Here is a 25,919-nt window from a genome sequence, read left to right as displayed (position 1 = left end):
TATCGCATTTCCCGATTGTGTCGGGCCGGTGGAACCGGCCTTCGATCCCCACACGCTAGGCCGTGCCCGGAAGGCAGGCAATCAGCGTTTTGCCTAGTCTTTGGTACAGGGCGCAGGATGGCGCTCAGAAGTGACTGAAGCTGGTGCGCGAGAGCGTGACGGGCTGACCCTGTGCGTCGCGCACGGTGAGCCGCTCGCCTGCCAGCCCGGAATCGAGCGTGCGCCCGATCACCGCGACGCCGATACCCGCGACCGTGGCGAGCGTGTGGAAGGCGTCGAGCCGGTCCTGCGGCATCACCGCGAGGATTTCGTAATCGTCGCCGCCGGTGATCGCGGTTTCCAGAAGCGCGGGCTCGGCCGCAATCGCCGCCCGCGCCGCCGCGCTGAACGGGAGGCGCGCAAGATCGATCTCGCCCGCGACGCCCGACGCCTTCAGCATCTTGGCAAGGTCGCCCACCAGACCGTCGGACACGTCCATCGCCGCGCTGGCATGGGCACGCAGCGCGCCGGCCAGCGCCAGGCGCGGGCGCGGATGGAGATAGCGGTCGTTCAGGTGGCGGCGCGCCTCCTCCGACAGGGCGGCAAATCCCGGCCGCCCCGGTTCCAGTCGCAGCGCGAGACCGAGCGCGCCGTCGCCGATGGTGCCAGAGACGACAATGGCCTGCCCTGCCCCGGCGCTGGCGCGGCGCACCATCTGGCCGGCGGGCACGCTGCCGAGCGCGGTGATGGAAATGGTCAGGGGCCCCGGTGTGCGCACCGTGTCGCCGCCGAGCAGCGGCGCGCCATAGCTCTTGCAATCCTCGCCCAGCCCGCGCGCGAAGGCGGCGAGCGCGGCGGCGTCCATGCCGTCGGGGATCGCGATCGCGAGCAGCACGCCGAGCGGCGACGCGCCCTTGGCGGCGAGGTCGGAGAGATTGACCCGCATCGCCTTGCGGGCGACGGAATCCGGCGGATCGTCCGGGAAGAAATGGACGCCCGCGACCAGCGCGTCCTTGGTGAGCACCAGCTCATGGCCGGGCGGCACGGTGAGGCAGGCGGCATCGTCGGTGAGGCCGAGCGCGCCGGGATGGGTGGCGATCGGCGCGAACAGCCGGGCGATCACATTGTCCTCGCCGGAACCGCCCTCGCCCGCCATGGTGCGCCTCAGCCGGTGAATTCGCCGGCGCGCTGCTCGCGGGCCAGCCCGTCGAGCACGGCATTGACCATGCCGGTCTCGTCGCGGTCGAGGAAGGCGGCGGCGACGTTGACATATTCCGCGATCACCACGCGCGCCGGCACGTCGGGCCGGCCCGCCAGCTCATAGGCTCCGGCGCGCAGCACCGCGCGCAGCACGGTTTCAATGCGCTTGAGCGGCCAGCCGCGCACCAGCGCCGCGTCGAGCACCGGATCAATGCTGCGCTGCTCACGCACCACGCCGCCCACGATGTCGCGGAACAGGGTGAGATCGGCGGGGGCGATCTCGTCGCCCTCAATCTCCTGCCCGATCCAGTGGCTCTCGAACTGGGCGAGGATCTCGGTGAGCGGGGTGGCGGCGACGTCCATCTGGTAGAGCGCCTGAACCGCGTTGAGCCGCGCCGCGCTCTTGCGGAGCGGCTTGTGGTTCTCGGGTTTGGCCGGCTTCGAGGCGGAGGTCATTTCGCAGCCACGCTCCGCTGGAGACGCAGCAGCGTCAACGCCGCCTCGACCGCGCCGCCGCCCTTGTTGCCTTCGCTTCCCCGGGCGCGCACCCAGGCCTGCTCGTCATTCTCGACGGTGAGGATGCCGTTGCCGAGCGGCAGCTTGCGCGCCACGGCGAGGTCCATCAGCGCACGCGAGGATTCGCCGGCGACGATCTCGAAATGGTAGGTCTCGCCGCGCACCACGCAACCGAGCGCCACAACGGCGTCATAGGGAGCACCGGCCGCCGCTGCGGCATCGACCGCGATGGCGATGGCGATGGGGATTTCCAGCGCGCCTGGCATGGTGACGACATCGGCGCTGGCGCCGGCCGCTTCGACCGCGGCACGGGCGCCGGCGAGCAGCTCGTCGGCGATATCGTCATAGAAGCGCGCCTCGACGATCAGCACCCGCGCGCCCGTGAGCGGGACGGCGGGGCTTTCGGATGCGCGCGGCGGGCGGGGGCTCGCCATAGGAACACCTCATGAAACGGATCGGGCCGACGACGTACAGGCCTCAGCGGAACTCCGCAAGCCGCGCAGCATAGCGAGCCATCATGTCGACTTCGATATTGACATGCGCGCCCGGCTGGACCTGCCCCCATGTGGTGTGGGCCAGCGTGTGCGGAATGAGCAGGCAGGAGAAGCGCGGGCCGTCCACCGTGTTCACGGTGAGCGAGGTGCCGTCGAGCGTCACCGACCCCTTTACCGCGATGAAGGGCGCGAGCGCGGCCGGCGCCTCGAAGGTGAAGCGCGTGGTCTCGCCGAGATCTTCGCGGGCGATCACGGCGGCGAGGCCGTCGACATGGCCCTGCACCACATGCCCGCCCAGCTCGTCTCCGATCTTCAGCGCGCGCTCCAGATTGATGCGCCCGCCGGCCCGCCAGTCCTTTACCGTGGTGATCGCCAGCGTCTCCGGCGCGGCCTCCACGGAAAAGCTTGAGCCTTGCGTCTCGACGACCGTCAGGCACACGCCGGCGCAGGCGATCGAGGCGCCGAGATCGATGCCGCTGGTGTCGTAGCGGGTGGCGATGGTCAGGCGGCGCACATCGTTGCGCGGTTCGACCGTGGTGATTTCGCCGATATCGGTGACGATGCCTGTGAACATTAGCGGCGCCTCATGACGCGCAGGCGGTCGCGCCCGTGCGTGTGTGTTTCGACCTCGACCAGATGGGTATCGAGCGCGGCGAGCGGCAGGCCCTCCAGCGCATCGATGGCATTCGCGCCGAGCGGATCGGGTCCTGTGAAGATGTCGGCCTCGTCCACCAGATCGGCGGCAACGAAGGCGCTCGCCACACGCGGCCCGGCCTCGACCATCAGCCGGGTGATGCCGCGCACCGCCAGCAGCCGCAGCGCCTCGGCCAGATCGAGCCCGCCGGTGGGGCCTCGCCCCACGCGCATCACCTCGACGCCCAGATCGTTGAGCGCCGCCTCGCGCTCCAGCGGCGCGCCCTCCCCGGCGATCACCCAGAGCGGGGCGATGTCGAGGCTGCGCACCAGGGCGCTGGACAGCGGCAGGCGCAGCGCGCCGTCGAGCACCACGCGCACCGGCGAGCGGTCCGCCATGCCCGGCAGGCGGCAGGTCAAAAGCGGATCGTCCGCCAGCACCGTGCCGATGCCGGTGAGCACCGCGTCATGGGTCGCGCGCAGCATGTGGACGGCCGCTCTCGCCTCCTCGCCGGTGATCGCGGCCGGGCGGCGCCCTTCCAGCCCCGCCTTGCCATCGGCCGAGACCGCGAGCTTGAGCATGACATGCGGCCGGCCGTCGACCACGCGACGGATATGGCCGGCATGGGCGAGCCGCGCCTCAAGCGCGCCGGGACCGACATCGACCGTGATGCCCGCCTCGCGCAGAATGTTGAAGCCACGCCCGGCAACGCGATCATCCGGATCGCCGATCGCCGCCACCACGCGTGCGACGCCCGCCGCGCGGATCGCGTCGACGCAGGGCGGCGTTCGGCCGTGATGGGAACAAGGCTCCAGCGTGACATAGAGCGTCGACCCGCGCGCGGCCTCGCCGGCTATAGTGAGCGCCTGCGGTTCGGCGTGGGGACGCCCGCCCGGTGCCGTCGCGCCGCGTCCAAGCACGAAAGGGCCGGACGGCGTCTCCCGCACCACCACGGCGCCCACCGCCGGATTTGGCCAGGTCGCGCCGAGATGGCGCCGCCCCATGGCCAGCGCCGAGGCCATCAGCGCCTCGTCGAGCTCGGCAGGGGTCATTCGTCGGACACGGCGGGCTTGGCCGTGGCGCGCACCGGCGGACGCCGCGGCTCGCCGTCCTCGTCGAGCAGTTCCTCGGCCGCCTTCGGGCCCAGCTCGCCGAGCAGGGTCTCGAAATCCTTGGCCTCGCGGAAATTGCGGTAAACCGAGGCGAAGCGGACATAGGCGACATCGTCGAGCTGCTTCAGGCTTTCCATCACCCGCTCGCCGATCATCTCCGAGGAGATTTCGCTCTCGCCCTGGCTCTCCAGGCGGCGCACGAGGCCGGAGACCAGCCGCTCGATGCGCTCGGGATCGACCGGGCGCTTCCTCAGCGCCACCTCGATGGAGCGGGCGAGCTTGTCGCGGTCGAACGGCACCCGCCGGCCGGAGCGCTTGAGCACGGTCAGTTCGCGGAGCTGCACCCGCTCGAAGGTGGTGAAGCGGCCGCCGCAATCGGGGCAGATGCGGCGGCGGCGTATGGCGGCGCTGTCCTCGGTGGGACGGGAATCCTTGACCTGCGTCTCCAGGCTCCCGCAATAGGGACAGCGCATCGGCTCACCTCATCAATAGATCGGGAATCGGCCCAGCAACTCGGCCACCTTGGCACGAACCGCCGCCTCGACCAGGCTGTCCTCATCGGTGCCCTTCTGCGACAGCACGTCCAGCACCTCGGCGATCATGTCGCCGATCTGCTGGAACTCGCCGACGCCGAAGCCGCGCGTGGTGCCGGCCGGGGTGCCGAGGCGGATGCCCGAGGTCACGAACGGCTTCTCGGGATCGAACGGGATGCCGTTCTTGTTGGTGGTGATATGGGCGCGGCCGAGCGCGATTTCCGACACCTTGCCGGTCAGCTTCTTCGGGCGAAGATCGACGAGCATGAGGTGGGTATCGGTGCCGCCCGAGACGATCTCGAAGCCATGGCCTTTCAGATTTTCCGCAAGCGCCTTAGCGTTTTCGACCACGTTCTTCGCGTAAATCTTGAAGTCCGGCTGCAGCGCTTCGCCAAAGGCCACGGCCTTGGCGGCGATGACGTGCATCAGCGGACCGCCCTGAATGCCGGGGAAGATCGCCGAGTTGAACTTCTTGGCGAGTTCCTCGTCATTGGTGAGGATCATGCCGCCGCGGGGGCCGCGCAGGGTCTTGTGGGTGGTGGTGGTGACCACATGGGCATGCGGCACCGGATTGGGGTGCGCGCCGCCCGCCACCAGGCCGGCGAAATGCGCCATGTCGACCATCAGATAGGCGCCGACGGAATCGGCGATGGCGCGCATCTTCGCGAAGTCGATGTGGCGCGGATAGGCCGAGCCGCCGGCGATGATCACCTTGGGCTTGTGCTCATCGGCGAGCTTGGCGACCTCTTCATAGTCGATGCGCTGGTCGTCGCGGCGCACGCTGTAGGGCACCGGCTTGAACCACTTGCCCGACAGGCTCACCGGCGCGCCATGGGTCAGGTGACCGCCGGCCGCGAGGTTGAGGCCGAGGAAGGTGTCGCCCGGCTGCATCAGCGCGAAGAACACGGCGGTGTTGGCCTGAGCGCCGGAATGGGGCTGCACATTGGCGAAGCCGGCGCCGAACAGCTTCTTGGCGCGGTCGATGGCGAGTTGCTCGGCCACGTCGACATACTGGCAGCCGCCATAATAGCGACGGCCGGGATAGCCTTCGGCGTATTTGTTGGTCAGCACCGAGCCCTGCGCTTCCAGCACCGCGCGGGAGACGATGTTCTCCGAGGCGATCAGCTCGATCTCGTCGCGCTGGCGACCGAGCTCGGCGGAAATCGCGCCGGCGAGTTCGGGATCGGTCTCGGCCAGCGGGGCGGAGAAGAAGCGGTTCTGGGAAGAGGAAGCAGCAGCTTCGGCGTGCGACATCAGGAATCTCCGTGGCGCCAGGCACGCATCGCCTGCCGTGGCGCGCATGCCGAACATGCGCGGTCGCTTAGCACAGCGGTCCTGCCGTTTCAAAGCAAGAGGCGATGCGCGGCGCACAGCAGGGCGGATCGGCGGTGACGCGCCGCCCCGCCTCGCCTAACCTGCGCTCTCCCGCCACGGAATCGCATAGCCGTCATGCAGATCATCCATTCGCCGCGCCATCTCGGACATTCCGGCCATGTCGAGCTCAATGACGGGCGCATCGTGCCGGCTTTCGAGAAGCCCGAGCGCGTCGAGATGGTGCTGAACGCGATCGCCGCCCGCGACCTCGGGCCGCTGGTCGGCCCGCAGCTCCACGGGCTCGATCCCGTGCTCAGGGTGCACGAGCCGGCCTATGTGCGGTTTCTCGGCGATGTCTGGGGGCTGTGGACCAGCGAGGGCCGCGAGGGCCCGGCGCTGCCGAGCTTCTGGCGCGCGCCGGGCATGCGCGCGATCGAGCCGCTCGCGCTCGACGGCAAGCTCGGCCATTTCTCCTTCGACGCGGGGTGCTGCATCGTCGAGGGCACCTGGGATGCGGTGCAGGCCAGCGCCGACCTCGCGCTCACCGGCGCGGACCTGCTGCTGGCCGGCGAGGCCAGTGCCTTCGCCCTGTGCCGTCCGCCGGGACACCACGCCCATGCCGGCACGATGGGCGGCTATTGCTACCTCAACAACGCCGCCATCGCCGCGCAGGCGCTGCGCGACGGCGGGATGGCGCGGGTCGCGGTACTCGATGTCGACTATCACCACGGCAACGGCACGCAGGCGATCTTCTACGACCGCGCGGACGTTCTGGTGTGCAACATCCACGCCGACCCTATGCAGGAATTTCCCTATTTCCTCGGCCATGCCGACGAGACCGGCGCCGGGGCGGGCGATGGCTACAACGCCAACTTCCCGCTGCCCTGGGGCACGGATTTCTCCGGCTGGAGCGCGGCGCTGGCGGCGGCCTCCACGCGGATCACGGCGTTTGCGCCGGACGCGCTCATCGTCTCGCTCGGCGTCGATACCTACCAGGGCGACCCGATCTCGCGCTTCCGGCTCGACAGCCCGGATTATCTGCGCATGGGCGCGATGATCGCCGGGCTGCACCTGCCGACGCTGTTCGTGATGGAGGGCGGCTATGCGGTCGAGGCCATCGGCATCAACGTCGCCAACACGCTGGAAGGCTTCCTGCAGGGGTGAGGCCCCCTCACCCTTCCACCCGGTTGCGGCCGTTGCGCTTGGCGGCGTAGAGCCGCTGGTCCGCGCGCGCCATCAGCTCTGCCAGCGTGTCGCCGGGTCGCCGCTCGGCAATGCCGAAGCTCGACGTCACCCGCCACGGCGCAGGGATGATGCCCTCCTCGCCTTCTTGCACGCGCAGCCGCAGCCGCTCGCAGAAGCGGGCCGCGTCGGACACCGCGGCGCCGGGCAGCAGGATGGCGAACTCCTCGCCGCCGATCCGCCCGGCCACGTCGTCGCGGCGCACCGCTTCGCCGATCCAGCGGCCGAAGGCGCGGATCACCGCGTCGCCCGTCGCGTGGCCATAGCTATCGTTGATCGCCTTGAAGTGATCGATGTCGCAGAACACCAGACAGGCGCGCTCCGGCAAGGCACGGACGAGATAGGCGCTCGCCTGCTCCTCGAAGCCACGCCGGTTCAACAGCGGGACCAGAGCGTCGCGGTTACGCTCCGTGCGCAGTTCCTCGATGATGTCGAGCGCGATCGCCAGCAGGAAGGTGAGGCACAGCAGCAGGGCGAGGATGATCAGCGCGAAATTCAGCAGCGAGAAGAACAGCGATGCCCGGTAGTTCTCGATGCTGGCGGTGCCATTCGGCCCGTCGGCGAACAGGGTCAGCAGCGTGCGGGGCAGGAAATGCAGCCCGACCAGCAGCACCGTCCAGAACAGCACGCGGTCGATCGGCTTCGGGTCCGGCGCCAGCCGCAGTGCGCCGAACACCAGCAACGCGCCGCAGCCGAGATTGAGCACATAGATGCGGATCCGGAGATCCTCGTGCACGTAAAAGAAAAAAGCGATCAGGCAGAGGATGCCGCCGGCGAGCAGCGCCAGCCAGGGGACGTTGCCACGAACGCCGACCCGCATCAGCAGCGCCTCGATGAAGAGGGCGAGGCAGGTCATGTACAGGACGGCGGACACCATGGTGTTCACGCCGTATTTCGGCATGAGCGGGAGGAACATCTGCGCCAGCACGGCCACGGTATAGAGCCCGGCAGCGGCGGCCATGAGAAGGATGTGGCGCTGGTTGCGGTGGTTGGTCCACAGCACCAGAAACACCAGAGCAAAGACCAGCCCGATGGCAGGGTTCAGCAGCGCGAATAGGCGCAGAGGTGTCACGGAGTACATCTTCCAGGCGGCAAATGATGACCGGAGGCCGGCTGGCGCTTGGTATCAGATTGGTGAGGTTGTGGCGACGCGACGTTACAGCCGAGACCGGGATCTGGTCGCCCAAAAGCGCTTCAGCCGCGGCAGCGAGCGGTTGATCAGCTGGAAGCCCCCTACCGTGGACCTAGGCCCCCTCACCCTTCCACCCGGTTGCGGCCGTTGCGCTTGGCAGCGTAGAGCCGCTGGTCCGCGCGCGCCATCAGTTCCGCCAGCGTGTCGCCGAACCGCCGCTCGGCAATGCCGAAGCTCGACGTCACCTGCCACGGCGCGGGGATGATGCCCTCCTCGCCTTCTTGCACGCGCAGCCGCAGCCGCTCGCAGAAGCGGGCCGCATCGGACACCGCCGCGCCGGGCAGCAGGATGGCGAATTCCTCGCCGCCGATCCGCCCGGCCACGTCGTCGCGGCGCACCGCTTCGCCGATCCAGCGGCCGAAGGCGCGGATGACGCCATCGCCCACGCCATGGCCATAAGTGTCGTTGATCGCCTTGAAGTGATCGATGTCGCAGAACACCAGACAGGCGCGCTCCGGCAAGGCACGGGCGAGATAGGCGCTCGCCTGCTCCTCGAAGCCGCGCCGGTTCAACAGCGGGACCAGAGCGTCGCGGTTACGCTCCGTGCGCAGGTCTTCGATGATGTCGAGCGTGATCGCCAGCAGGAAGGTCAGGCACAGCATCAGCACGATGACGATCAGGGAAAAGTTGAGCCCGGTCCAGAACATGGAGCGACCGAAGGCATCGCTTGTCAGCGTTCCGTCCATCATCAGGGTCAGCACGGCGCGCGGCAGGAAATGCAGGCCCGCCAGCAGGAGAAGCCAGAAGATCACCCGGTCGATCGGCTGGGTGCGCCCGGCGAGCCGCATGCGCAGCGCCGCGTAGCACAGGAAAATGCAAAACCCTGTACTTACGACGAAAATTCGCGTGTGGAGATCGCGGTCGATGTAGAAGAAATTGAAGACGGACAGGAAGATGCCCGCCGAAATGACGAGACTGCCGACATAGCTGCCGCGCACGCCGACGCGCCGGGAAACCGATTCCGTGAACAGGCCGAGGCTGCCAAGATACAGCACGTTCGCCAGCAGCGTGTTCGCTCCGACATCCGGCGGGATCTGGAAAATCTGGACGAGCATCGCCAGCGAAAAGGCGAAGCATGCCCCGCCCATCAGCAGGATATAGACGCGATGCTTCTGGTTCAGCCAGAGCAGCACGAAGACCAGCGTGAAGATCAGCCCGATCGACGGGTTCAGCAGCGTGAAGAGCTTGACGCCGGTCATGGGCCCGCCGATCCCCGGATACCGGCCCGGAACCGACATCAGCTCCCGCCACCATCGGTAGCGGGATATCACCCGATCGGCCGGCGCGGAAGAAGCGGCCGGTATGGTGCCTTACAGCCGATACAGGATCTGGTCGGTCCAGAACCGCTCCAGCCGCTGCAGCGAGCGGTTGATCACCTGGAAGTCCTGCGCCGCGATGCCGCCGATCTGCTCGATGGTCGCGACATGCTTGGCATAGAGCGCGCCAACGATATCGCGGATTTCCTCGCCCTTGGGCGTCAGACTGATGCGCAGGGCGCGGCGGTCCATGCGCGAGCGCTGGTGCTCCAGATAGCCCATCTCGGCGAGCTTCTTGATGTTGTAGGAGACGTTGGCGCCGAGATAATAGCCGCGCGTGCGCAGTTCGCCCGCGGAAAGCTCGGCATCGCCGATGTTGAACAGCAGCAGCGCTTGCGCCGCGTTGACATCGGTGCGCCCGCGCCGGTCGAACTCGTCCTTCACCACGTCGAGCAGGCGGCGATGCAGGCGCTCCAGCAGCGTCAGCGCCTCCTGGTAGAGCGGCGTGATCTGATCCTTCTGCGGCTCGAAGGCCGCGACATTCGCGGTCCGCGCTGCGCTCTTCATGTTCGACACCTTTGAATTCCGTCGCGGGGATTTTCTCCCTCTCCATCGGAATACAGTGTCGGGCGCGGCTTCTAAAACCGCTTTAAGCAGGAGGATGAATCCTTCGTAACACCTTATCCCTTACAAGGACTTAACGCCCGCGCGGCGTTGGACTTAACGCCGGCGCGGCGCTGGGCTCAACGCTCGCTCTCGCGGGCGGCCTTGTAGGTGAGGAAGGCGTAGATCGCGACCAGCACCGTCTCGACGCCGGCGACGATGAACAGCCGGCCGACGCCCTCGGGTGCCGAGGCGTTGATGAGGATCTGCACCGTGGCGGTGACGAGCCACAGCACCACGCCCCAGGACGCGCCGAGCCATAGCCCCACCGCCGCCACCGGGTTCATGATCGCCGCCCAGATCACGGCGGACTGCGCGGCCATCGAGATCATCTCGAACCGGCTGGTCTCGCCATCCCATACGCCGCAGATCAGCGTCCAGCTATAAATGGTCTTCACGAGCAGGAAGCCGGCCAGCACCCGCAGATACAGCAGCACACGCCGCTGCCACGGGGGCATCGCGGTGCCGGCGGGACCGAGCGTGGCGTCGATGGGATCGTAAGGCGAGCTCATGGCGCCTCAATACCCGAATTTGCGCTCACGTCAGCACCAATTCGTCGGGGAGCGGCACGTCGAACAGCGCATCGATGGCGCCGGGGTCGATATCCTCCAGCCGTTCCGGGCGCCAGCGCGGCGTCTGGTCCTTGTCCACCAGCACCGCGCGAACGCCCTCATAGAAGTCGTGGCCGTCCAGAACCCGGCTGACCACGCGAAATTCCAGCGTGAGGCAGCCGCCGAGATCGTGATGCAGACCGCGCTGCATCTGTTGGAACGCGATGTTGACGCTGGTCGGCGAGGCGCGGCGGATCGTGGCGGCCTGCAATCGCGCGAACTCCGCCTCCACCCCCTCGCCCCGCGCGGAATAATCCAGCGCCGCCAGCACGGCGAGCACGCTGGTGCCGGCGAACACGCGGTCGATCAGCGGGTAGAGCGGGCCGAGTGAGGGCTGCGGCGGCGCGGCGGCGAGGCTGGCGAGCACCGCGCCCATCTCCTCCCCGCGCGACAGCCGCTCAATGAGCTCCGGCCAGCGGGCCACGGGAACGTGATGGGTATAGAGCCCGATCGCCATGGCGTCGGACAGGCCGATGCGCGCGCCGGTCATGGCGAGCCAGGTGCCGCTCCAGCCCTTGAGGCGCGGCAGCACATAGGTGCCGCCGACATCGGGGAACAGGCCGATGGCGACTTCCGGCATGGCGAAGCCAAGCCGCTCGCCGGCGACGCGGTAGCGGCCATGGCCGGAGACACCGAATCCCCCGCCGAAGCACAGGCCGTCGACCAGCGAGACATAGGGCTTGGGATAGCGCGAGATGAAATGGTTGAGCTGGTACTCGTCGCGCCAGAAATTGCGCGCCAGCTCCTTGTTCCCGGCCTTGCCGTGGTCGTGCATGTGGCGCACGTCGCCGCCGACGCAGAACGCCTTCTCTCCGGCCGCGCGCAGCAGCACATGGGCGACCGAGGGATCGACGGCCCATTGGTCGAGCTGTGCGCGCATGGCCCGCACCATGGCGTGGTCGATGGCGTTCAGAGCCTTCGGCCGGTCCAGCGTGATAATGCCGAGGGCCCCGGACTGCTCGAATCGGATGCCGATGGAATGGGTCACGGGCCTTGTCCTCGCCGGGTGGAAATGTCGCTCTGGGATAAGCCGTTGCGTCACAGCGTCAACATGACCCGCCGCGATTTCGTGCGAATACGCATTCGCCCGCTCGGCAACTCGCGCTGTGTGGAATATGACGTTATAAGCATTTCAAACTGCGGTTGAGCGTGAGCATGCCCATGGCCATTCCCTTCGCCCGCCCCCGGCCCGCCTTCCCCGAACCGGGTCGGCCGGACCTGTCGTCGCGGCTCGATCTTGCCCAGCGCCCCCGGCGCAACCGCAAGTCGGAATGGGCGCGCTCGCTCATGCGCGAGAACACGCTGACCGTCGCGGATCTGATCTGGCCGATCTTCGTGATGGAGGGTGCCGGCACCCGCACCCCGGTCGGCTCCATGCCCGGCGTCGAGCGCCTGACCGTCGACGAGGCGGTGCGCGACGCCGAGCGCGCGGCCAAGCTCGGCATTCCCGCGCTGGCGCTGTTTCCCTACACCGACCCCTCTCTGCGCACCGCCGACGGGCGCGAGGCGCTGAACCGCGACAACCTCGTGTGCCAGACCCTGCGCGCCATCAAGGCCGAGGTGCCGCATATCGGCCTCATCACCGATGTCGCGCTCGACCCCTATACCAGCCACGGCCATGACGGCCTGCTGGACGGCGACGGGCGCATCCTCAACGACGAAACCGTCTCGGTGCTGGTGGAGCAGGCGCTGGTGCAGGCCGATGCCGGCGCTGATGTCATCGCCCCGTCCGACATGATGGACGGGCGCGTGGGCGCGATCCGCCGTTCGCTCGATGCCGCCGGCTTCCTCGACGCACAGATCCTCGCCTACAGCGCCAAATATGCCTCGGCCTATTACGGCCCGTTCCGCGACGCGGTCGGCTCCTCCGGCTGCCTCACCGGCGACAAGCGCACCTACCAGATGGACCCGGCCAACGGGATGGAAGCCCTGCGCGAGGCCGCGCTCGACATCGAGGAAGGCGCGGACATGCTGATGGTGAAGCCCGGCCTGCCGTATCTCGACATCGTGTACCGGCTGAAGGACGCCTTCGGCCTGCCGACTTTCGCCTATCAGGTCTCCGGCGAGTACGCGATGATCGAGGCCGCCGCGCGCAATGGCTGGCTCGACGGCGAGAAGGCGATGATGGAGAGCCTGATGGCCTTCAAGCGCGCCGGCGCCGACGGCGTGCTCACCTATTTCGCCCCGCGCGTCGCCGAGAAGCTGGCGCGCGAAGCCTGACCGGGGGCACAGCCGGCGGGCGTGCCGCAGATATGAGGCCGGATGCGCGCTCTCGCCGCCCTGGTGCTGGCCCTCACCGCCTTCTGCCTCGCCGGCTGCGGCTCGGTGGTCGACGCTGACCAGGCGCGCCTCTGCCGCGCCGTCGCGCCGGCCCTGCACGACGAGACCACCGAGCTTCAGGAAACCCTGCTCGCGCCGATTCCCGGCGCTCCCAACGCCCTTAAGCTGAGCTATCGCGCGCGCTCGGCCAGCGGTAGCTCGCGCCCGCACTGGGTGATCTGCTCCTTCGCCGGCCAGACCGGCCAGCCGCGCTTCGACCTGACGGCCGTCGACACCGACCGCGGGCCGCTGAGCGACATCAAGCTGTTCATTCTCAAGCGGTGGTGGCTGGACAGCGAGACGCCGGACCTGGCCGGCGCAGCGCCGCTGCTGAACCTTCCCGCCGGCTCCGCCTATTGGCTGCAGCAGGGGCTCAACGGCGTGGTGCGCGCCGGCATTTACGGCCTCATTGCCACCAGCTTCGCGCTGGTCTTCGGGTTGATCGGGCGTATCAACCTCGCCTTCGGCGAAATGTCGGTGGCCGGCGGCGTCTACATGCTGATCGTCGCCAATGTCGCCGCGCAGTTCTTGCGGCTCGACGGGCTGGTGCTGGTCGCGGCGCTGCTCGCGGGGCTCATCGGGGCCAGCGTGCTGAGCTGGATCACCGGCCGGCTGGTCGTGCTGCCGGTGACGCGCGGCAGCGCCGCCCCGCAGCCCGTTCTGATCGCGACGCTGGCGCTTGCGATCGTGCTGTCCGAAGCGCTGCGCATCACCGCGCCGACGCGGGAGAACTGGCTGCCGCCTCTGCTCAACCGTGCCGTGCTGCTGGCCGATGACGGGCAGTTCCTCGCCACCACCACCCCGGCGCAGATGCTGGCGGCCGGGCTGTGCTTCACCGCCGTCTCCGCCTTGCTCGGCCTCATGGCCTTCACCCGCTTCGGCCGGGCGTGGCGCGCCTATGCGCAGGACCCGCTGATGGCGGCCCTGCTCGGCGTGCGGGTGCCGGCGCTGCGGGCCTTCACCTTCGCGCTCTCCGGCGCCTGCGCCGGGCTTGCGGGAACGGTAATGGTGATCGCCTATGGCACGGCGAATCCCGGCGAAGGGCTGTCGATCACGCTCAAAGCCTTGATTTCGGCGGTGATCGGCGGCATTGGCTCCGTGCCGGGCGCTTTTATAGGCGCGGCCCTCGTCGCCGGCATCGAAGCGCTCTGGTCGGGCGCCTTCGATATCGTGTATCGCGACGTGGTGATCTATTCCCTCCTGGCGGCATTCCTCGTGCTGCGGCCGGGCGGGCTCCTCCAGCGCGCGGCGCCCTCGCCGCGAGAATTCTGAGCATTCCGATGTCCCTGCCCGTTACCCCCGCCGATGTCGCCAAAGCCCGTCATGTGCTGACCGGCGCGGTGCTGCGCACGCCCACGCTGCCGGCGCCGCGCCTTTCGGCGATTACGGGCGCGCACATCTTCGTGAAATACGAGAACCTCCAGGTCACCGCGAGCTTCAAGGAGCGCGGCGCGCTGGTGAAGCTCGCCAGCCTGTCGCCGGAAGAGCGGGCGCGCGGCGTGGTCGCGATGTCCGCCGGCAACCATGCGCAGGCCGTGGCCTATCACGCCGCCCGGCTCGGCATCCGCGCCACCATCGTGATGCCCAAGCACACGCCCATCGTGAAGGTCGCCGCCACCGAGGCGCATGGCGCGCGCGTGGTGCTGTTCGGCGAATCCGTGGGCGACGCCTCGGACGAAGCCGACCGCATCGCCCAGCAAGAGGGCCTCGTCTGGGTTCACCCCTATGACGACGCCCATGTCATCGCCGGCCAGGGCTCGATCGGCTTCGAGATGCTGGAGGATGCGCCGGACCTCGACGTGCTGGTGATCCCGGTCGGCGGCGGCGGCCTCATCTCCGGCATCGCCACCGCGGCCCGCCACATCCGCCCCGATATCGAGATCGTCGGCGTTGAAACCACGCTCTATCCCTCGATGTGGAACGCGCTGCATCAGGAGAACCGTCCCTGCGAGGGCGCGACGCTGGCGGAAGGCATCGCGGTGAAGAATGTCGGCGCGCTGACGCGGGAGATCGTCTCCGCCCTGGTCTCCGATGTCGTGCTGATCGACGAGCCGACGTTCGAGCGCGCGGTTAACCTGTTCCTGACCCAGCAGAAGACGCTGGCGGAGGGCGCGGGCGCCGGCGGGCTTGCCGCCGTGCTGGCCGACCCGGACCGCTATCGCGGCCGCAATGTCGGCCTCGTGGTGTCCGGCGGCAATATCGACCCGCGCATTGTCGCTTCGATCATGCTGCGCGAGCTGGAGCGCGAGGAGCGCATCGTCTCGTTCCGCTTCTCCATGCTCGACCGCCCCGGCGAGCTCGGCATCATCTCCAGCCTGCTGGGCTCGCTCGGCGCCAACATTCTGGAAGTGGAGCACAAGCGCCATTTCCTCGACGTGCACGCCAAGGGCGCGCGGCTCGACGTCACGGTCGAGACCCGCGACCGTGCCCATGCCGATCAGGTCCACAAGGCCCTGATCGAGGACGGCATGGACGTGGTGCGCATCGACTGGAATTCGACCGGCGCCTGAGGCCCTTCAGCGCCACCCTTGCGACAATCGGCTTCCGCCCCCAGATTGGTGCGGGAGCCGAGGAGCCCCTTCACCCATGTCCAATCCCCATCATTTCGACGATCTGGACGGTCCGCGCGTCTACGCGTTCGATCCGGTCGCCGAACCGGAATGTTTCCGCGGCGTGCTGTGGCGGCGCTTCTGTGCCTTCATTGTCGATGCGGTGATCATCTGCGTCCCGGTGGGGCTGGCCGCCTTGTTCATCCTGGTGTTCGGCCTCGTCACCTTCGGCTTCGGCTGGCTGCTGTTCGGCCTGCTGAGCCCGGCCTTCGTGATCTGGGCCGTGGCCTATAGCGGCCTGACGCTCGGCGGCCCGCATTCGGCAACCATCGGCATGCGCATGATGGAGATCGAGATGCGCCAATGGGACGGACCGCCGATGAACGCGCTGCTCGCCGTGCTGAGCGTGGTGCTGTTCTGGGTGTTCATGAGCGTGCTGACGCCGCTGGTGCTGCTGGTCGGTCTGTTCAACGGCCGCAAGCGGCTGCTCCACGACCTGATCATCGGCACCGTGGTCACCAATACCGAGGCCCGCGCCGCGGCGCTGCGGCGCTATCGCTGAACCGCGCCGGCGCGACGGCAGATTTTTGCCGGGGCGGCCGTCAAGAATCTTTGACGCGGAGGCCGGCGCGCGCAATCCTGAGGCCAGTCAACACTCACGGACGGCCGTGACCGAACATCCGCGCGACACACCGCAATTCTACCTGACGGCGCCCTCCCCCTGCCCCTATCTGCCGGGCCGGGAGGAGCGGAAGGTGTTCACCCATCTGGTCGGTGAGCGCGCGACGCAGCTCAACGACGTGCTGACCCATGGCGGCTTCCGCCGCAGCCAGTCCATTGCCTATCGCCCGGCCTGCGAACAGTGCCGCGCCTGCGTTTCGGTGCGCATCTGCGTCAATGATTTCCGCGAGACCCGTGGGTTCCGCCGGGTACGCAAGGCCAATGTCGATCTGATCGGCGACATGCGCGCCGCCGTGCCGACCGCCGAGCAATATTCGCTGTTCCGCGGCTATCTCGACAGCCGCCACAGCGACGGCGGCATGGCCGACATGAGCGTGCTCGACTATGCGATGATGGTGGAAGACAGCCATGTGCGCACGCGGCTGATCGAATACCGCCCGCGCGGCCCCGATACCGGAATCACCGGGCGCGGCCAGGGCGCGCTGCACGCGGTCGCGCTCACCGACATCCTCGCGGACGGGCTGTCCATGGTCTATTCGTTCTACGAGCCCGAAGAGACCGGGCGCTCGCTCGGCACCTTCATGATCCTCGACCACATCGCCAAGGCGCGCCAGCTCGGCCTGCCCTATGTCTATCTCGGCTACTGGGTCGATGGCTCCGACAAGATGGCCTACAAGGCCCGCTTCCTGCCCCAGGAACGCCTCTCCCCGCCCGGATGGGAGCGGGTGGAGGGGTGAGCGTCAGCCGAACCTGTTGTTCCTCGGGAAGCCCTTGGGCGGGAGGCGACCGGCGGTGGCACGCTCGCCGCGCCATTCGGTGAGGTCGTTCACCGTCCAGGTGCGCTTCGAGGTGTCGGTCCAGGTCAGGCCCTCGGCGGCGGTGAAGACCTTTACGTCCGACATCAGGCCGTCCTTGTAGCGCTGGAGCCGCACGCCACGCCCGCGCAGCATTTCCGGCACCTGCACCAGCGGGAACACCAGAAGCTTGCGGTTCTCGCCGATCACCGCCACCGTATCGCCGACCGCCGGCACCACGCGGTAGGCGTCCTGCGCGTCGACGCCGAGCACCTGCTTGCCCTTGCGGGTATTGGCGAGGCACTCGTCTTCCGAGACGAGGAAGCCGCGCCCCTCCTTCGCCGCCACCAGCAGCTTCCGCCCGCCCTGATAAGGCAGCACGTCGACGATATCGGCCTCCTGTTCGAGGTCGATCGACAGGCGCAGCGGCTCGCCATGGCCGCGCCCGCCCGGCAGCTTCGAGGCTTCCAGCGTGTAGAAGCGGCCATTGGTGGCAAACACCAGCAGCTTGGAGGTGGTCTCGGCGAAGAAGCTGAGCTTGAGCTGGTCGTCGCCCTTGAAGGCGAGGTTGGACAGATCCGCGACATGGCCCTTGAGCGCGCGGATCCAGCCCTTCTCGGACATCACCACGGTGATCGGCTCGCGCTCCACAAGAGCCTCGGTCACCGCGAGCGGATCATGGTTGCCGGCCTCGCCGAAGCTGGTGCGGCGCTTGCCGATCGCGGTGTCGGGGCCAAACACCTTGCGCATCTCGGCAAGCTGCCAGCCCACGGTCTTCCACTGCTTCGCCTCTGATCCCAGCAGCGCCTCGATCTCGCTCTTCTCGGCGGAGAGGGCGTCGTGCTCCTTGCGGATCTCGAATTCCTCAAGCCGGCGCAGCGAGCGCAGGCGCATGTTGAGGATCGCCTCGGCCTGCACGTCGGTGAGCTCGAACCGCGCCATCAGCACGGGCTTGGGCTCATCCTCCTCGCGGATGATGCGGATCACCTCGTCGAGGTTGAGATAGGCGATCAGATAGCCGCCCAGCACTTCGAGCCGGTGCTCGATCTGGCCCAGGCGGAAGCGCGAGCGGCGCAGCAACACGTCGCGGCGATGGTTCAGCCATTCGCGCAGCGCCTCGCCAAGGCTCACCACCTTGGGCACCTGCCCGCCGACCAGCACGTTCATGTTGAGCGGAAAGCGGATTTCAAGCTCGGTGAGCTTGAACAGGCTCTCCATCATCAGCTCGGCATCGACGTTCCGCGCGCGCGGTTCGAGGATGAGGCGCACGTCCTCGGCCGACTCGTCGCGGACGTCGCCGAGAAGCGGCAGCTTCTTCTCGTTGAGCAGGTCGGCGATCTTCTCAATCAGCCGCGACTTGGCGACCGTGTAGGGAATCTCCGTCACGACGACGACATAGGTGCCGCGCCCGGTCTCCTCCTTGTGCCAGCGCGCGCGCAGGCGGAAGCCGCCGCGGCCGGTGGCATAGGCGTCGGCCATCGAGGCCGGGCTCTCGATGCACACCCCGCCGGTCGGGAAATCCGGACCCTGCACGAATTTGAGGAGATCGTCGGTGGTGGCCTCGGGATGGTCGATCAGGTGCAGGCTGGCGTCGATCAGCTCGGCCGCGTTGTGCGGGGGGATCGAGGTCGCCATGCCGACGGCGATGCCGGTCGAGCCGTTGGCCAGAAGATTGGGGAAGGCGCCGGGCAGCACGCCGGGCTCCTCGCTCTGCCCGTCATAATTCGGGCGGAACGTCACCGCGTCCTCGTCGATGCCGTCCAGCATCAGCCGGGCGACCTCGGTCATGCGCGCTTCGGTGTAGCGCTCTGCGGCGGCGTTATCGCCGTCGATATTGCCGAAATTGCCCTGCCCGTCGACCAGCGGATAGCGCTGGGAGAAATCCTGCGCGAGGCGCACCATCGCGTCATAGATCGCGGCATTGCCGTGAGGATGGAACGAGCCCATCACGTCGCCGACGATCTTGGCCGACTTGCGGAAGCCGCCACCGGGATCGAGCCGCAGCAGGCGCATGCTGTAGAGGATGCGCCGGTGCACGGGCTTGAGGCCATCGCGCGCGTCGGGGAGCGCGCGGTGCATGATGGTCGACAGCGCATAGGCGAGGTAGCGCTCCTCAAGCGCCGCCTTCAGCTCCACCGGCTCGATCGAACCCTCGTCCATCGGAATCGGTCCTTCCTCCATTCTCCTTCGCTACATGGAAGCCGAGACCGGAACAAGACGCGAACGCAACATCGCCGGCGTCATGCCGATGGCTTTTTAGGCAGGGTCGAACTCCGCATGCGACATTGTGACACATAAAAGGCACACAGGCGCCGAGCGGAGAACGAAACGCCGCAATGACTATTTTCGAAGTATTTTCAATGCAATATCATGGCAGTTTCGTATGGTCGCGTCGCGCGGGTTTCATTTCGGTCGATGTGAAGAAAAATCGAAAGGTCAAGAAACTGTCATTTCTTAACGGATTTTGCCTAAATCCGGGTCAGAAAAACCGTAAAGGAGGTACGCCAATGCGACGCATCGTGATGCTGCCTGCGGCCCTGTCGACATTCGCGCTGGCGGGCACGGCGCTCGCGGCCTCGCCGGAGACGGATGCCGGTGCCGGGATCGACGCGCCGGTCGTCAACGCCACCTGGATGAATGTGTGCCGCGAAAAGAGCGCGCTGCGTCGCGACGCACGCGGCCGGCTGGTCGTGGTGCAGGTGCCCCGCTGCAACATGGTGTGGGTCGGCAAGCGCTATTTCTTCAACGGCAATTATTACGCCGATCCCAACTTCGTGCTGCCGCTCTGACGCAGCGCTTCACCGGGTCTCGCGCAACAGCACGGCGAGCAGTGCGGCGCGGGAATCCGGCAGTGCCAGCCCGCGCGGCTCGAAGATGCGCCGCGCCAGGAAATGTCCGGTCATGTCGAAGGCCGCGCGGATGTCATCGATCCGCGGAGGCTCCGCCACTTCGGCGATCAGGAAGTAAGGCAGGTTCAGCAACTGCCCGCGCCATGGCTCGCCAGCATCACGGCTGACCGCGCGACCGGACTTTGGCGAGACATAAAGCAGATCGTTGCGCCCGCCCGTGGCCGCGCAGCTCTCAAGATCCAGCCCGAAGCCGAGTTCGGACAGCATCATCAGCTCGAACCGCGCCACCACCATGCCGGCAAGGCGCGGCTGGTCGAGCTGATCCACCACCAGCTCCAGCACCTCGTGCAACGCGGGATGCGGGTCGCGCTCGGGCAGCATGCGCAGCAGCGATCCGAGATGGGCGAAGGCGAAGGCGGCGTGGGCCTGCTCCATCAGCCGGCCCGCGCGCGGCGCAGTGACTTCGAGGGTGTAGGCGCCCAGATGCTCGTCGAGCCGCGCCCGCCACAGCGCCTGCACGCCGTTGCCGGGCTGGAGCGTGCTCGCCTGCCGGCGCGAGCCGCCCCCGCGCACAAGCCCGAGATGGCGGCCATGGGCGCGGGTCAGAAGTTCGACGATGGCATTGGCCTCGCCGTGCCGCCGCACGCCGAGGATGATGCCGTCATCGCTCCATTCCATGGTGGGAGGACCCTAGTCCGCGCTGGGAAATTCCAGCCCCATCTCGCGGTAACGCTCGGGATCGTCGGCCCAGTTCTCACGCACCTTCACGAACAGGAACAGGTGCACGGTCTGTTCGAGGATCTCCGCCAGCTCCTTGCGGGCGCTGGAGGAAATCGCCTTGATGGTCTCGCCGCCCTTGCCGAGCACGATCTTCCGCTGGCTCTCGCGCTCGACGAAAATCGTCTGCTCGATGCGCACCGAGCCGTCCTTGCGCTCCTGCCAGCTGTCGGTCTCCACGGTGGAGCGGTAGGGCAGCTCCTCGTGCAGCCGGTGGAACAGCTTCTCGCGGGTGATCTCGGCGGCCAGCATGCGCATCGGCGCATCGGAAATCTGGTCTTCCGGGTAGAGCCAGGGGCCCAGCGGCAGGGTCTGCGCCAGCCACTCGCGCAGCTCGGCGAGGCCGTCGCCCTGCTGCGCCGAAATCATGAACAGCCGGTCGAAGCTGATCTGCTCGGCGACCTGCGCGGCAAGGCCCAGCAGGTTCTCGCGCTTCACCAGATCGATCTTGTTGAGCACCACCGCGCGCGGGCGCTTCACCTCGTTCAGCCCGCGCAGGATCGCCTCGACCTCCTCGGTGAGGCCGGCGCGGGCGTCGATCAGCAGCACCACGGCGTCGGCATCCCCCGCCCCGCCCCATGCCGAGCGCACCATCGCCTTCTCCAGCCGGCGCTTCGGCGCGAAAATGCCGGGCGTGTCCACCAACACGATCTGCGTCGCGCCTTCGAGCGCGATGCCGCGCACCAGCGAGCGGGTGGTCTGCACCTTGTGCGAGACGATCGACACCTTGGTGCCGACCAGCGCATTGGTGAGGGTCGACTTGCCGGCATTGGGAGCGCCGATCAGGGCGACGAAGCCGCAGCGGGTTTCGGAGTGTTCGTCGTTCATGCCTTGACCCGTTCGAGGAAGGCCGCCGCGGCGACCTTCTGTGCGTTCTGCTTGGAGGTGCCGGTGCCTTCCACGCCGTCATGGCCGGGGATTTCGACCAGGATGCGGAATTCGGGATTATGATCCGGTCCGCTGCGGGCCACCAGCTTGTAATGCGGCGGCGGCAGGCCGCGCGCCTGCGCCCATTCCTGAAGCGCGGTCTTGGGGTCGCGCGCGTGCTGGCCGAGGCGCTTCAGCCTCGGCCCCCAGAAACGCTCCACCAACGCCTCAGCGGCCGGGAAGCCGCCGTCGAGATAGACCGCCGCCAGCACCGCCTCCGCGATGTCGGCAAGAATCGCCGGCCGCTCGCGCCCGCCGCTGCGTTCCTCGCCCGCGCCGAGCCGGATGAAGGCGCCGATGCCCATGGCCTGCGCGACCTCGGCGCAGGCAGCTTCGCACACCAGCTCGGCGAGGCCCCGCGACAGGTCGCCCTCCTCGGCATTGGGCAGGGTGCGGAACAGCATGTCCGAGACCACCAGCCCCAGCACATGGTCGCCGAGGAATTCGAGCCGCTGATAGGAGCGGATGCGCGCCTTGGCGCCCTGATAGCCGGTGACGGAGCTGATATGGGTCAGCGCCAGCACTAGATGCGCGCGGTTCGTGAAGACATGGCCGAGCCGCGCCTCCAGCCCGGCCAGCGCCGGGTCGTTGCCGGTCTCCTGCGCCGAAGGGCGCGGGGGGCGGCTCATCGCACGAACGAGAACAGGCGGTCCCAGCGCACGGTCCAGGGCCACTTCCAGAACTGCCACGCCGCATCCCCCTCCTCCACCGAGAAGAAGATGATCTGCGCGCGCCCGATCAGGTTGTCATAGGGCACGTAGCCGACCTGGCTCAGCACGCGGCTGTCGGTGGAGTTGTCGCGGTTGTCGCCCATCATGAAGTAATGGCCGGCGGGGACCTTGTAGACCGGGGTGTTGTCGTAGAAGCCGTTATCGACCAGATCGAGCGTGTTGTAGGAGACGCCGTTCGGCAGGGTCTCGCGCCACACCTTCACCCGCTGGGCGCGGCCGTCCGCCTCCTGGTCCATCCAGTAGCCGGCGTCCTCGCGCTTCACCGGCTGGCCGTTGATGTGCAGCACGCCGTCGATCATCTGGATCTCGTCGCCCGGCAGGCCGATCACGCGCTTGATGTAGTCGGTGGTCTCGTCGCGCGGCAGCTTGAACACCACGACATCGCCGCGCGCCGGCGCGGAGCCGAAGATGCGCCCGTCGAACAGCGGCAGCGAAAACGGGAAGGAGAAGCGGCTGTAGCCGTAGCTGTATTTCGACACGAAGAGATAGTCGCCGACCAGCAGCGTCTCTTTCATCGAGCCGGAGGGAATGTTGAACGGCTGGAACAGGAAGGTGCGGATCAGGATGGCGATAAGGAACGCCTGAAGGATCACCTTGACGGTCTCGCCAAGGCCGCCTTCCTGCTTCTTCGGTTCTGTCGTGGAGCTCATATCGCTTTCCGCTACGCCCTGCCGGCCACGCCTGGCCGCCCATATGGGCTGTGCGGCTCCTATAGCCGCTCGCCGTGCCTGCGGCAACGCGCCGTGGTCACGATTGCCGGAGGCGACGCTGCGTTACGCGCCCGTCGGCTTCGGCACCGCGCTGATGATGACGAAGGCCTGCGCGATCGGTCCGTCATCGGTGATGGTGAGGTCGATCTGCGCCTCGAAGCCGGGCGGCGTGATCGCTTCAAGCCGCGCAAGGGCGCCGCCGGTGAGCTTCATGGTCGGCCGGCCGGACGGCAGGTTGACCACGCCCATGTCGCGCCAGAACACACCCTGCGCCAGCCCGGTGCCGAGCGCCTTGGCGCAGGCCTCCTTGGCGGCGAAGCGCTTGGCATAGCTTTCCGCACGCCGCTTGCGCCGCTCCGACTTGGCGCGCTCGACGGGCGTGAACACACGCTCAAGGAAGCGCTCGCCATGGCGCTCCAGCACCTCGGCGACGCGACGCGCGTCGGTGATGTCGGAGCCGATGCCGATGATCATCGCGCGCTCCTGTTTCCCGTCACGCCGCGCGCAACACGGCGCGGCCGCGCGCCATGGCGTGCCGCATGCGGCGGATCACTGTCTCCAGCCCCTCGAAGATCGCCTCGCCGATCAGGAAATGCCCGATATTAAGCTCGCGGACCTCCGCCAGCGCGGAGATTTCCTGCGCGGTCGCGTAATCGAGGCCGTGGCCGGCATGGACTTCGAGCCCGAGCGCGGCGGCCTGCATCGCGGCCTCGGCGAGGCGCTGGAACTCCTCGCGCGCTTCCGCCACTCGACCCTCCGCCAGATAGTCGCACCACGCGCCGGTGTGCAGCTCGACCACCGCCGCGCCAATGTCGGCGGATCGGGCAAGCTGCTCGGCATCGGGGGCGACGAACAGCGAGACCCGGATGCCGGCCGCCGCCAACGTCTCGACGCGATGCGCCAGCTCGATGCCGCCGCCGATCACGTCCAGCCCGCCCTCGGTGGTGCGCTCCTCGCGCTTTTCCGGCACGAGGCAGCAGGCATGGGGCTTCAGCTCCAGCGCCAACGCCGTCATCTCGCCGGTGGCCGCCATCTCGAAATTGAGAGGCACCGGGATTTCCGCGCGCAGCCGGCGCATGTCGGCGTCGCGGATATGACGGCGATCCTCGCGCAGATGGGCGGTAATGCCGTCCGCGCCGGCGGCGGCAGCGAGCAGGGCCGCGCGCACCGGATCAGGCAGCGCGCCGCCACGGGCGTTGCGCACCGTGGCGACGTGATCGACGTTGATGCCGAGGCGCAGAGGGGGGATCGGGGTAAGGATCGCGTTCATCGCCGTCACGCCTTGGCCTGCGACAGGCTGCGCGAGCCGGGCTTGATCGCCGGCAGGACGGCGAGCTCGGGCGGCAGCGCGTCAGCGGAATAGGTCGGGATGTCGAGCTGCGCCAGCGAGACCAGCTTCACGCCGATATCCGCCTTGCCGCCGGAACGGTCGATCAGGCAGGCGGCGCCGACGACATTGGAGGTGTACTCGGCAATCGCCGCCAGGCATTCGCGCGACGACAGGCCGGTGGTGATGATGTCCTCGACCATCAGCACCTTGGCCTCGGGCGGAATAGTGAAGCCGCGCCGGAGCTGGAAGCGGCCATCCTCACGCTCGACGAACACGGCCATCGCGCCAAGCTGCCGCGCGGTCTCATAGCCCGGCACGATGCCGCCGACCGCCGGCGAGACCACGTAATCGATCTTGCCGAACGCCGCTTCCACCTTCTGCGCCAGCGCCTTGCACAGGCGAGCGGTGCGCACCGGGTCCTGGAACACGAACATCTTCTGCAGGAACACCGGCGAGCGCAGGCCCGACGAGAGGATGAAATGGCCCTCAAGCAGCGCGCCTGCGTCACGGAATTCGGCCAGAACCTCGTCTTGAGTCATGGGAAGCGCACCGATGCGTTTGTTGCGGAACGGCCGTGGTTTAGCCGATCCGCCCCGGCGCGTCACCCTCACGCAACGACGTGTCAGTCGGGCGTGCGGATCTAGGCGGCAACGCGTTCCGCGCCCATCTCGTCGGTCCACACCTCGAAGCCGGCGAGGCCGTGCGGGCCGAAGGTGTTGACGATGGCAACATCCGCCGCATCCCGGCCGCGCGCCATCACCACCCGCCCGATGCGCGGAATGTTGTGGCGGGCGTCGAAGGAATACCAGCGGCCGTCGAGATAGGCCTCGAACCAAGCGCTGAAGTCCATCGGCGCCGGATCGCGCGGCACGCCAATATCGCCGAGATAGCCAGTGCAGTAGCGCGCCGGAATGTTCATCGACCGGCACAGGGTGATGGCGAGATGGGCGAAGTCGCGGCACACGCCGCGCCCCTCGCGCAGCGCGCCGGCGGCGGTGCGGGTGCGGTCGGCGTTCTGGTAGTTGAAGGCGATGTGGTCATGGACGAAATCGCAGATCGCCTGCACCCGCGCCCAGCCTTCCGGCACATGACCGAAGCGCGACCACGCCTCCTGCGCCAGCAGGTCCGTCTCGCAATAGCGGCTGCCCAGCAGGAAGGTCATGGCCTCCTCGGGCAACTGGTCCACGGGCACCTGGCCGGCCGAAAGGTTCACCGCATCCGGCCGCCCACTGTCATGGATGACGCCGTGATGCTCGACCACCGTGCGCCCCGGCGGCAGCACTGCGCGGCGGCGGACATTGCCAAACATATCGGTCGCCATGGTGTGAGAGACATCCTGCGGCCCGCAGCGCATGAACAGCGGCGAGGCGGTCAGGACATCGGCCTGGCGCGAAGTGTGGACGTCGAGCGCGAAACTGGCGACGGTCGGCATTGCGCAATCCAGCGCAATGCGAAAGCCATAGCGGATACGCATGGGCGAGGCCTTTCGGGATGTGACGGGGAGAA

28 protein-coding genes are annotated in these 25,919 nt (G+C 67.9%); 7 read left to right on the top strand and 21 right to left on the bottom strand.

Features of this window, described 5'->3' with window-relative positions; translation table 11 throughout:
• Positions 1–124: 124 nt before the first annotated feature.
• Genes thiL through glyA form a run of 7 tightly spaced genes read right to left on the bottom strand, consistent with a single transcriptional unit; the run spans position 125 to position 5,722 of the window.
• Positions 125–1,135 (bottom strand): thiamine-phosphate kinase, encoded by a 1,011-nt coding sequence (thiL, locus tag VRZ77_RS02955; RefSeq protein WP_414591223.1) that lies wholly within the window; start codon positions 1,133–1,135, stop codon positions 125–127.
• Positions 1,136–1,143: 8 nt separating this feature from the next.
• Positions 1,144–1,635, bottom strand: coding sequence for a transcription antitermination factor NusB (gene nusB, locus VRZ77_RS02950; protein ID WP_414591222.1), 492 nt, complete (start codon positions 1,633–1,635; stop codon positions 1,144–1,146).
• Positions 1,632–2,129, bottom strand: coding sequence for a 6,7-dimethyl-8-ribityllumazine synthase (gene ribH, locus VRZ77_RS02945; protein ID WP_414591221.1), 498 nt, complete (start codon positions 2,127–2,129; stop codon positions 1,632–1,634). The genes nusB and ribH overlap by 4 nt, the downstream gene beginning before the upstream one ends.
• A gap of 43 nt (positions 2,130–2,172) precedes the next feature.
• Positions 2,173–2,763, bottom strand: coding sequence for a riboflavin synthase (locus tag VRZ77_RS02940; RefSeq protein ID WP_414591220.1), 591 nt, complete (start codon positions 2,761–2,763; stop codon positions 2,173–2,175).
• On the bottom strand, positions 2,763–3,875 hold the full coding sequence (ribD, locus tag VRZ77_RS02935; RefSeq protein ID WP_414591219.1) for a bifunctional diaminohydroxyphosphoribosylaminopyrimidine deaminase/5-amino-6-(5-phosphoribosylamino)uracil reductase RibD: 1,113 nt from the start codon (positions 3,873–3,875) through the stop codon (positions 2,763–2,765). The genes VRZ77_RS02940 and ribD overlap by 1 nt, the downstream gene beginning before the upstream one ends.
• A complete protein-coding gene (gene nrdR / locus VRZ77_RS02930) occupies positions 3,872–4,408 on the bottom strand; it encodes a transcriptional regulator NrdR (RefSeq protein ID WP_414591218.1) in 537 nt (178 codons plus the stop codon). Before nrdR ends, ribD begins: the two co-directional genes overlap by 4 nt.
• Positions 4,409–4,420: 12 nt before the next feature.
• Positions 4,421–5,722 (bottom strand): serine hydroxymethyltransferase, encoded by a 1,302-nt coding sequence (gene glyA / locus VRZ77_RS02925; protein WP_414591217.1) that lies wholly within the window; start codon positions 5,720–5,722, stop codon positions 4,421–4,423.
• A gap of 195 nt (positions 5,723–5,917) precedes the next feature.
• Between glyA and VRZ77_RS02920 the strand changes: the two genes are divergently transcribed.
• Positions 5,918–6,946 carry a histone deacetylase family protein gene (locus VRZ77_RS02920; protein ID WP_414591216.1) on the top strand — a complete coding sequence of 343 codons (1,029 nt, stop codon included), beginning with the start codon at positions 5,918–5,920 and terminating at the stop codon, positions 6,944–6,946.
• Between the two features lie 7 nt (positions 6,947–6,953).
• Here the strand turns inward: VRZ77_RS02920 and VRZ77_RS02915 are convergent, their stop codons facing one another.
• The 5 genes from VRZ77_RS02915 to VRZ77_RS02895 form a co-directional block, all read right to left on the bottom strand.
• Positions 6,954–8,096 (bottom strand): diguanylate cyclase, encoded by a 1,143-nt coding sequence (locus VRZ77_RS02915; RefSeq protein ID WP_414591215.1) that lies wholly within the window; start codon positions 8,094–8,096, stop codon positions 6,954–6,956.
• Positions 8,097–8,278: 182 nt separating this feature from the next.
• Positions 8,279–9,415, bottom strand: a complete 1,137-nt coding sequence (locus VRZ77_RS02910) for a GGDEF domain-containing protein (RefSeq protein WP_414591214.1) — start codon at positions 9,413–9,415, stop codon at positions 8,279–8,281.
• A gap of 111 nt (positions 9,416–9,526) precedes the next feature.
• On the bottom strand, positions 9,527–10,039 hold the full coding sequence (ldtR, locus tag VRZ77_RS02905; RefSeq protein WP_414591213.1) for a transcriptional regulator LdtR: 513 nt from the start codon (positions 10,037–10,039) through the stop codon (positions 9,527–9,529).
• Between the two features lie 176 nt (positions 10,040–10,215).
• The gene (locus tag VRZ77_RS02900; protein WP_414591212.1) at positions 10,216–10,647 is read right to left on the bottom strand and encodes a DUF6163 family protein; all 432 of its coding nucleotides are present in this window, start codon (positions 10,645–10,647) and stop codon (positions 10,216–10,218) included.
• 25 nt (positions 10,648–10,672) lie between these two features.
• Positions 10,673–11,734, bottom strand: a complete 1,062-nt coding sequence (locus VRZ77_RS02895) for an enoyl-CoA hydratase/isomerase family protein (RefSeq protein ID WP_414591211.1) — start codon at positions 11,732–11,734, stop codon at positions 10,673–10,675.
• 173 nt (positions 11,735–11,907) lie between these two features.
• Between VRZ77_RS02895 and hemB the strand changes: the two genes are divergently transcribed.
• The 5 genes from hemB (at position 11,908) to VRZ77_RS02870 (ending at position 17,032) form a co-directional block, all read left to right on the top strand.
• Positions 11,908–12,966, top strand: coding sequence for a porphobilinogen synthase (gene hemB / locus VRZ77_RS02890; RefSeq protein WP_414591210.1), 1,059 nt, complete (start codon positions 11,908–11,910; stop codon positions 12,964–12,966).
• 42 nt (positions 12,967–13,008) lie between these two features.
• Complete coding sequence (locus VRZ77_RS02885) at positions 13,009–14,337, top strand: branched-chain amino acid ABC transporter permease (RefSeq protein ID WP_414591209.1); 1,329 nt, start codon at positions 13,009–13,011, stop codon at positions 14,335–14,337.
• An 8-nt stretch (positions 14,338–14,345) separates the two neighbouring features.
• Positions 14,346–15,575: a threonine ammonia-lyase gene (locus tag VRZ77_RS02880; RefSeq protein WP_414591208.1), complete on the top strand. Its 1,230-nt coding sequence runs from the start codon at positions 14,346–14,348 to the stop codon at positions 15,573–15,575.
• A gap of 76 nt (positions 15,576–15,651) precedes the next feature.
• Positions 15,652–16,176 (top strand): RDD family protein, encoded by a 525-nt coding sequence (locus VRZ77_RS02875; RefSeq protein WP_414591207.1) that lies wholly within the window; start codon positions 15,652–15,654, stop codon positions 16,174–16,176.
• 106 nt (positions 16,177–16,282) lie between these two features.
• The gene (locus tag VRZ77_RS02870) at positions 16,283–17,032 is read left to right on the top strand and encodes an arginyltransferase (protein WP_414591206.1); all 750 of its coding nucleotides are present in this window, start codon (positions 16,283–16,285) and stop codon (positions 17,030–17,032) included.
• A 3-nt stretch (positions 17,033–17,035) separates the two neighbouring features.
• Here VRZ77_RS02870 and parC read toward each other — a convergent pair whose 3' ends face one another.
• The gene (parC, locus tag VRZ77_RS02865) at positions 17,036–19,270 is read right to left on the bottom strand and encodes a DNA topoisomerase IV subunit A (RefSeq protein ID WP_414591205.1); all 2,235 of its coding nucleotides are present in this window, start codon (positions 19,268–19,270) and stop codon (positions 17,036–17,038) included.
• Between the two features lie 155 nt (positions 19,271–19,425).
• On the opposite strand from parC, the gene VRZ77_RS02860 reads away from it, so the two are divergent.
• The gene (locus VRZ77_RS02860; RefSeq protein WP_414591204.1) at positions 19,426–19,878 is read left to right on the top strand and encodes a hypothetical protein; all 453 of its coding nucleotides are present in this window, start codon (positions 19,426–19,428) and stop codon (positions 19,876–19,878) included.
• A gap of 9 nt (positions 19,879–19,887) precedes the next feature.
• Here the strand turns inward: VRZ77_RS02860 and recO are convergent, their stop codons facing one another.
• The 8 genes from recO to VRZ77_RS02820 form a co-directional block, all read right to left on the bottom strand.
• Positions 19,888–20,616, bottom strand: a complete 729-nt coding sequence (gene recO, locus VRZ77_RS02855) for a DNA repair protein RecO (protein ID WP_414591203.1) — start codon at positions 20,614–20,616, stop codon at positions 19,888–19,890.
• 12 nt (positions 20,617–20,628) lie between these two features.
• Complete coding sequence (gene era / locus VRZ77_RS02850) at positions 20,629–21,543, bottom strand: GTPase Era (protein ID WP_414591202.1); 915 nt, start codon at positions 21,541–21,543, stop codon at positions 20,629–20,631.
• On the bottom strand, positions 21,540–22,271 hold the full coding sequence (gene rnc / locus VRZ77_RS02845) for a ribonuclease III (protein ID WP_414591201.1): 732 nt from the start codon (positions 22,269–22,271) through the stop codon (positions 21,540–21,542). Before rnc ends, era begins: the two co-directional genes overlap by 4 nt.
• Entirely contained in the window at positions 22,268–23,023 is a 756-nt protein-coding gene (gene lepB, locus VRZ77_RS02840; protein WP_414591200.1) for a signal peptidase I, read from the bottom strand. Before lepB ends, rnc begins: the two co-directional genes overlap by 4 nt.
• 123 nt (positions 23,024–23,146) lie before the next feature.
• A complete protein-coding gene (gene acpS, locus VRZ77_RS02835) occupies positions 23,147–23,557 on the bottom strand; it encodes a holo-ACP synthase (RefSeq protein ID WP_414591199.1) in 411 nt (136 codons plus the stop codon).
• Between the two features lie 19 nt (positions 23,558–23,576).
• Positions 23,577–24,353 carry a pyridoxine 5'-phosphate synthase gene (locus VRZ77_RS02830; RefSeq protein WP_414591198.1) on the bottom strand — a complete coding sequence of 259 codons (777 nt, stop codon included), beginning with the start codon at positions 24,351–24,353 and terminating at the stop codon, positions 23,577–23,579.
• A gap of 5 nt (positions 24,354–24,358) precedes the next feature.
• Positions 24,359–24,952, bottom strand: a complete 594-nt coding sequence (pyrE, locus tag VRZ77_RS02825; RefSeq protein ID WP_414591197.1) for an orotate phosphoribosyltransferase — start codon at positions 24,950–24,952, stop codon at positions 24,359–24,361.
• Between the two features lie 101 nt (positions 24,953–25,053).
• On the bottom strand, positions 25,054–25,887 hold the full coding sequence (locus tag VRZ77_RS02820) for a transglutaminase-like domain-containing protein (protein WP_414591196.1): 834 nt from the start codon (positions 25,885–25,887) through the stop codon (positions 25,054–25,056).
• Positions 25,888–25,919: the final 32 nt, after the last annotated feature.

Source organism: Ancylobacter sp. G4_0304 (assembly GCF_047501495.1).
GTDB lineage: Bacteria > Pseudomonadota > Alphaproteobacteria > Rhizobiales > Xanthobacteraceae > Ancylobacter.
This window is presented reverse-complemented; position numbering and strand designations above follow the sequence as displayed.

Bases quoted from the DNA above. Each gene is read 5' to 3' on its own strand.
- ribD (WP_414591219.1), bottom strand. From the start codon at position 3,875: ATGACCCCTGCCGAGCTCGACGAGGCGCTGATGGCCTCGGCGCTGGCC.
- VRZ77_RS02820 (WP_414591196.1), bottom strand. From the start codon at position 25,887: ATGCGTATCCGCTATGGCTTTCGCATTGCGCTGGATTGCGCAATGCCG.
- acpS (WP_414591199.1), bottom strand. From the start codon at position 23,557: ATGATCATCGGCATCGGCTCCGACATCACCGACGCGCGTCGCGTCGCC.
- VRZ77_RS02920 (WP_414591216.1), top strand. From the start codon at position 5,918: ATGCAGATCATCCATTCGCCGCGCCATCTCGGACATTCCGGCCATGTC.
- rnc (WP_414591201.1), bottom strand. From the start codon at position 22,271: ATGAGCCGCCCCCCGCGCCCTTCGGCGCAGGAGACCGGCAACGACCCG.
- glyA (WP_414591217.1), bottom strand. From the start codon at position 5,722: ATGTCGCACGCCGAAGCTGCTGCTTCCTCTTCCCAGAACCGCTTCTTC.
- VRZ77_RS02900 (WP_414591212.1), bottom strand. From the start codon at position 10,647: ATGAGCTCGCCTTACGATCCCATCGACGCCACGCTCGGTCCCGCCGGC.
- ldtR (WP_414591213.1), bottom strand. From the start codon at position 10,039: ATGAAGAGCGCAGCGCGGACCGCGAATGTCGCGGCCTTCGAGCCGCAG.
- thiL (WP_414591223.1), bottom strand. From the start codon at position 1,135: ATGGCGGGCGAGGGCGGTTCCGGCGAGGACAATGTGATCGCCCGGCTG.
- VRZ77_RS02875 (WP_414591207.1), top strand. From the start codon at position 15,652: ATGTCCAATCCCCATCATTTCGACGATCTGGACGGTCCGCGCGTCTAC.
- VRZ77_RS02885 (WP_414591209.1), top strand. From the start codon at position 13,009: ATGCGCGCTCTCGCCGCCCTGGTGCTGGCCCTCACCGCCTTCTGCCTC.
- nusB (WP_414591222.1), bottom strand. From the start codon at position 1,635: ATGACCTCCGCCTCGAAGCCGGCCAAACCCGAGAACCACAAGCCGCTC.
- VRZ77_RS02880 (WP_414591208.1), top strand. From the start codon at position 14,346: ATGTCCCTGCCCGTTACCCCCGCCGATGTCGCCAAAGCCCGTCATGTG.
- era (WP_414591202.1), bottom strand. From the start codon at position 21,543: ATGAACGACGAACACTCCGAAACCCGCTGCGGCTTCGTCGCCCTGATC.
- nrdR (WP_414591218.1), bottom strand. From the start codon at position 4,408: ATGCGCTGTCCCTATTGCGGGAGCCTGGAGACGCAGGTCAAGGATTCC.
- VRZ77_RS02830 (WP_414591198.1), bottom strand. From the start codon at position 24,353: ATGAACGCGATCCTTACCCCGATCCCCCCTCTGCGCCTCGGCATCAAC.
- hemB (WP_414591210.1), top strand. From the start codon at position 11,908: ATGGCCATTCCCTTCGCCCGCCCCCGGCCCGCCTTCCCCGAACCGGGT.
- lepB (WP_414591200.1), bottom strand. From the start codon at position 23,023: ATGAGCTCCACGACAGAACCGAAGAAGCAGGAAGGCGGCCTTGGCGAG.
- VRZ77_RS02910 (WP_414591214.1), bottom strand. From the start codon at position 9,415: ATGACCGGCGTCAAGCTCTTCACGCTGCTGAACCCGTCGATCGGGCTG.
- pyrE (WP_414591197.1), bottom strand. From the start codon at position 24,952: ATGACTCAAGACGAGGTTCTGGCCGAATTCCGTGACGCAGGCGCGCTG.
- ribH (WP_414591221.1), bottom strand. From the start codon at position 2,129: ATGGCGAGCCCCCGCCCGCCGCGCGCATCCGAAAGCCCCGCCGTCCCG.
- VRZ77_RS02860 (WP_414591204.1), top strand. From the start codon at position 19,426: ATGACTATTTTCGAAGTATTTTCAATGCAATATCATGGCAGTTTCGTA.
- recO (WP_414591203.1), bottom strand. From the start codon at position 20,616: ATGGAATGGAGCGATGACGGCATCATCCTCGGCGTGCGGCGGCACGGC.
- VRZ77_RS02940 (WP_414591220.1), bottom strand. From the start codon at position 2,763: ATGTTCACAGGCATCGTCACCGATATCGGCGAAATCACCACGGTCGAA.
- parC (WP_414591205.1), bottom strand. From the start codon at position 19,270: ATGGAGGAAGGACCGATTCCGATGGACGAGGGTTCGATCGAGCCGGTG.